Below are 5284 nucleotides of genomic sequence, written 5' to 3' on the forward strand. Positions count from 1 at the left end.
CCCCGCCACTTGGACATCCGTCCTTCGGGGCGGTAGAATCAGACTTTATTTGGGAGGGGTGCAACCCTTTCCGAGTCATGGCGGCACATAGGGCGGTGCCTTATGTGCCGCCATGTGTTTTGAAATATTGGGGAGCTTTTATGAATATCAGGTTTTTCGCGCTGACCGTGCCGGTTTTGTCTTTGGCGGCCTGTGCCGCACCGGAGGCGTATGATGGCGGCGGACGCGGGCATATGCCGCCTGTTCAAAACCAAGCCGGCCCGGCTGATTTTCGGGCGTTTTCATGCGAGAACGGTTTGTCTGTACATGTCCGTCAGTTAGACAGCGGAAAGGTTGAATTACGTTTGGATGACAAACGTGCTGTTTTGTCTTCCGCCGTTGCTGCATCCGGTGAACGTTATACTGCAGAAAACGGTCTGTTCGGAAGCGGGACCGAGTGGCACCAGAAAGGTGGCGAAGCCTTCTTCGGCTTTACCGATGCCTACGGCAATTCGGTCGAAACTTCCTGCCGCGCCCGTTAAACGGTGCAGCCTGTTTGAACCGCCGTCCGGATTTTTTCGGGCGGTTTTTTGTGTCGGATTTGTTTTGCAGTTTGGCCTCCGGCAGGGTTCGGGCTGCCTGATATAGTGGATTAACAAAAATCAGGACAAGGCGGCGAGCCGCAGACAGTACAAATAGTACGGCAAGGCGAGCCAACGCCGTACTGGTTTAAATTTAATTCACTATATTTTTCTTAAACGACAGGGATTGCGCCCGCGCCATATTCAGACACCGCCCGGATGTTGCTCCGCCCGGCCGGATGCTTCAGACGGCATCGGAAGGGTTTGCGGTTTTGGAATATGAAGATGATTTCGCAGACGGATTTAGGCTTGGTCGCGTGGTATGGGGCGATACGGCAGGCAGCAGGGGATGATTTTGATTTGTTGTTTGAGAAAGTTTGATTTTCTTTACGGTTGCGGTATGATTGCGGAAATTAACACTTCTTAATGAAACGGGATTGGTATGAAAAAAGTATTTACTCTTGCCATTAGTGCAATTTTATTGGCCGGATGTGCCGGTACAAATTTCAGTTGGGATAACGCCCGGCAGATAAAGCAAGGTATGGATGAACAGGAGGTATTAACTTTGCTGGGCAATCCAAATTTAACAAAGTCCTCTCCTGAAGGCTTGGTTTATGTGTGGTCGTTTGCGAATGGACTAACCGGATCGGTTCGAACAGTTTCGGTTGTTATGAAAGATGGGGTTGTTGTTTCTGCCCCTGTTATTCCTGCAGGATATTAAGTATCCATCTGTAGAATTTTGCCCGCTTCATGCGGGCTTTGCTCAATCAAATTTAACTAAGGATAAACATGAATACGGTGGCTGTAAGTGCGGTATTTAAAGAACGGATTGCTTCCCATGCGGAACATGTCAAGAAGGTTGCACATATCTGTACTACCGAAGAGACGACAAAACAGGCTTTGATTTTGCCTTTATTGGATATTTTAGGTTTCTCGGCATTCGATCCGAATAAGGTTCGGGCGGAATATCAGGCGGATTTTCCGGGTGCAAAATCAGGGGAGCGGGTCGATTACGCATTGTTTTGCAACGGCGTACCGGTTATGTTTATCGAAGCAAAATCATATAGTGAGAATTTGTCCAATCATTGTCCGCAGTTGTCGCGTTACTTCAATGCCACGCCTGAAGTAGCCATTTGCGCTATTACCAATGGCCGGGAATGGCGGTTTTTTACCGATTTGTCCAATAAGAATATTATGGATTCGGAGCCGTTTTTGACCGTTGATATTACGATGTTGAATGAAAATGATGTGGCGCAACTGTATCAGTTCAGGCACGACAAGTTTCAACCTGATGCATTGCGAAGCCTTGCAGAAGAAAGCATATACCTGACGGCATTTACAGAATCAATCACAGAAAGTTTGAAAGAGGTGGATTTGGATTTCGTCCGTTATGTGGCGGGAAGGGCAAATATTCAGCGGCAGTTTACCCAACGATATTTGGAAAGCATACGTCATATCGTCAAACAGGCTGTTCAAAATACGGTTAGTTCAATGATTGTGTCGGGGCTTAGTGCGCCGAAAGTGCAAGAGGAAGCCGCTCCTGTTGAGACGGGGAGGCAGGAAGACCCAACAGCACCGATTATCGACCCCGAAAACAATAAAATCGTTACCACTTATGCGGAAAGAAGGTTGTTTGATTTGGTTAAATCAATTCTTCCTGATGATGCGAGTATTGAGGCAAAGGATACGGAAAGCTATTTCGGCGTATTGGTTGATGGTAAAAGCAACAGATGGATATTACGGTATTTTGACAATAAACAAAGGCCGTCTGTAATCTTCCCAATCGAATTGGAAGAGTCGGATATTTCGAATATCGAACGATGCGGACTTGAGGTATCAGGCAATCAAGTTATTATTGATACGCCTGAAAACCTGCTTCGTGTTGTTTGGTTGGTTATTGATTCTTACCGATTCTGCTGTGATGACGAGAATTTTAAACGCAAACCTAAATAAGGCAACAAAACCCCCTGCATATGCAGGGGGTTTGTTTTATATTTCTGTCTGTGGCGTAAGAACCACATCAAATGTCCGCGATTTTGACGGCATTTGAAAGCGGTTATCCCGCATACCGGAGGACACGAAATGAACGAATATTCCCAATTAGTCAAGCATCCCGATATTTCCCTTTCCCCGATTTCAGACGGCATCGGGGTCGGCAATCCGGCAACGGGCGAGACTTTGGCGTATGTCCGCAAGACGGATTCGGACAAGCTGAAAAACCTGATTCAAAAGTCGGCGGCGGCACAAAAATTATGGGCGGCAAAAACTGCGTTGGAACGCGCCGATGTGTTGTGGCGTTGGTATTTTCAGATTAAAGAAAACAAAGAAAAATTGGCGCGCCTGATGACGATGGAGCAGGGCAAAAGCCTGACCGAGTCGCGCGGCGAGATCAATTATGCGGCTTCGTTTGTGCGCTGGTTTGCCGAAGAAGCGCGGCGGATTGACGGCGATGTGTTAACGAGCGTGAAAGCGTCGCAAAAACTGGTTGTGTTGAAACAGCCTGTCGGCGTTACCGCTGCGATTACACCGTGGAACTTCCCGTCCGCGATGATTGCGCGCAAGGCTGCGCCAGCTTTGGCAGTGGGTTGCGCGATGATAGTCAAACCAGCATCGCTCACACCTTTGAGTGCGTATGCGTTGGCCGTGCTGGCTTATGAAGCGGGCGTACCGCAGGATTTGTTGCCTGTTGTCAGCGGCAGTGCTTCGGAAATTAGCCATGAATTTGCTACGAACCCGACTGTACGCAAAATCAGCTTCACCGGTTCGACCGAAGTCGGTGCAAAAATTTTTGCCGATAGCGCGGCGGACATTAAAAAACTCAGTTTGGAACTGGGCGGCAACGCGCCGTTTATCGTGTTTGACGATGCCGATTTGGACAAAGCCGTCGAAGGTGCGCTCGCCAGCAAGTTCCGCAACAGCGGTCAGACCTGCGTCTGCACCAACCGCGTTTACGCCCAATCCGGCATTTACGACGAATTTTGTCGCAAATTGAGTGAAAAAGTAGCCGAGCTCAAATTGGGCAACGGCTTGGAGGATGGCGTCAACCAAGGGCCGCTGATTGAGGAAAAAGCGGTAGAAAAAGTCGAGCAGCACATCGCCGACGCGCTCTCAAAAGGCGCGGTCTGTCTGACCGGCGGCAAACGCAGCGCGTTGGGCGGAACGTTTTTCGAACCGACTGTTTTAAGCGGCGTAACGGCGCAAATGGCGGTGGCGCGCGAAGAAACCTTCGGGCCCTTGTGTCCCGTGTTCCGCTTTGAAACCGAAGCCGAAGTCATCGCAGCCGCCAACGATACGGAATACGGTTTGGCGGCCTACCTCTTCACCTCCAATACCGCCCGCCAATGGCGCGTCGGCGAAGCCTTGGAATACGGTATGGTCGGCATCAATACGGGCTTAATCAGTAATGAAGTGGCACCGTTTGGCGGCGTGAAACGCAGCGGTTTGGGACGTGAAGGCAGCAAATACGGTGCGGACGAATATCTAGAATTGAAATATTTGTGCATTGATATCGGGTGACGGATGCCGTCTGAACGGCAGGTTTTCAGACGGTGCCGCATTTTAAGCAGTCTCTATCTGTTGTACAATGCGCCCTGTTTTTACGGTTATTTTTGATTTGAATAAGATATGATGGAAAACGGAAAAACAGTCCCGAGATGGTGTTTTGCCTTGAAAAGTGCGGGCTGGCACCTCTTAATCAGCCTATCGGTTGCAGGACTGGCGGCATTGCTGGTTTTTAAGGTTTGGTATCCTTATCCTTATGCCGAGCTGACGGGAGGGCTGTCGCTTTATCAGCTGGTGGTGGCTGTTGATATCGTATGCGGCCCGCTGCTGACTTTAATTTTGGCAAGCCCGAAGAAAAAGACAAAGGAACGCATGGTCGATTTTTCCATGGTCGGCATCATCCAGCTGGCGGCTTTGGTGTACGGTCTGCACAGCGTTTCACTGGCGCGTCCTGTGGTGGAAGCGTTTGAACAGGATCGTATGACCATTGTTACGGCGGCGGAAGTCGTGGTCGAAGATTTGCACAAAGCCCCCGAAGGGCTGCAAAGCCTGTCGTGGTTCGGCATCCGCCGCATTGCATTGAAAGAACCTGAGGATGCGGATGAGAAGAACAAGACGCTGGATTTGTCCCTGAAAGGTATCGAGCCGAGTATGCGTCCCGACCGGTGGCTGCCGTATTCCGACAAGGAAGCAGAAAAAATCCGCAAACATCTGAAACCGCTGAAAGTTTTGGCGGATGCGAGAAAAACGACGGTTGCGGACATTCTGAAACAGGCAGGTCTCGCCGAAGGGGAGGAACTGTATTACCTGCCGTTTACCAGCAGCAGGCAGAAAGAGTGGATAGTCATTACCGATAAAGAGGGCAACACCAAAGGTTACGCGCCGATAGACGGCTTCATCATCACCCCTTAACCGTTGGGACTCCGCCTACACTCGAACATCCGTTCTTCGTGGCGGTAGAATCAGACTGTATTTTAGAGGGGCGCAACCCCTCAATCAGGGCAACACATAGGGGAAGGCTTTATGTGCCGTCCGTGTGTTGAAACATTTCAAAATAAGCTCATGCCGTCCGAACATTCTTTCAGACGGCATGGCATTTTGCCATTGCCCCGATAAGCTGTTAAACTGTTTAAATTATTTCGACCGAAGGTACACGCATATGAAAGACCCCGAGCAGAGCAGTAAGCCCGCCCGCCGTTTTTTGTGCGTACCGTCTGTTCAGG

The 5284-nt window shown here is 49.8% G+C and carries 5 protein-coding genes; all 5 read left to right on the plus strand.

Translation table 11 applies throughout. The features are described from left to right. Positions 1–140: 140 nt before the first annotated feature. The 5 genes from KEM39_RS03210 (at position 141) to KEM39_RS03230 (ending at position 4973) form a co-directional block, all read left to right on the plus strand. Entirely contained in the window at positions 141–521 is a 381-nt protein-coding gene (locus KEM39_RS03210) for an MliC family protein (protein ID WP_115119257.1), read from the plus strand. A 481-nt stretch (positions 522–1002) separates the two neighbouring features. Then, entirely contained in the window at positions 1003–1281 is a 279-nt protein-coding gene (locus KEM39_RS03215; protein ID WP_019273425.1) for a hypothetical protein, read from the plus strand. 68 nt (positions 1282–1349) lie between these two features. After that, positions 1350–2513, plus strand: coding sequence for a type I restriction endonuclease (locus tag KEM39_RS03220; RefSeq protein ID WP_115119255.1), 1164 nt, complete (start codon positions 1350–1352; stop codon positions 2511–2513). Positions 2514–2642: 129 nt separating this feature from the next. Beyond that, positions 2643–4076: an NAD-dependent succinate-semialdehyde dehydrogenase gene (locus KEM39_RS03225; protein ID WP_118997319.1), complete on the plus strand. Its 1434-nt coding sequence runs from the start codon at positions 2643–2645 to the stop codon at positions 4074–4076. A 108-nt stretch (positions 4077–4184) separates the two neighbouring features. Then, complete coding sequence (locus KEM39_RS03230) at positions 4185–4973, plus strand: fimb protein (RefSeq protein WP_118997256.1); 789 nt, start codon at positions 4185–4187, stop codon at positions 4971–4973. Positions 4974–5284: the final 311 nt, after the last annotated feature.

Origin of the sequence: Neisseria sp. Marseille-Q1983 (assembly GCF_018224585.1) — a bacterium.
GTDB classification, from domain to species: domain Bacteria; phylum Pseudomonadota; class Gammaproteobacteria; order Burkholderiales; family Neisseriaceae; genus Neisseria; species Neisseria polysaccharea.

Excerpts from the sequence above, each read along its gene's own strand:
- KEM39_RS03230 (WP_118997256.1), top strand. The coding sequence starts at position 4,185 with ATGATGGAAAACGGAAAAACAGTCCCGAGATGGTGTTTTGCCTTGAAA.
- KEM39_RS03220 (WP_115119255.1), top strand. The coding sequence starts at position 1,350 with ATGAATACGGTGGCTGTAAGTGCGGTATTTAAAGAACGGATTGCTTCC.
- KEM39_RS03210 (WP_115119257.1), top strand. The coding sequence starts at position 141 with ATGAATATCAGGTTTTTCGCGCTGACCGTGCCGGTTTTGTCTTTGGCG.
- KEM39_RS03215 (WP_019273425.1), top strand. The coding sequence starts at position 1,003 with ATGAAAAAAGTATTTACTCTTGCCATTAGTGCAATTTTATTGGCCGGA.
- KEM39_RS03225 (WP_118997319.1), top strand. The coding sequence starts at position 2,643 with ATGAACGAATATTCCCAATTAGTCAAGCATCCCGATATTTCCCTTTCC.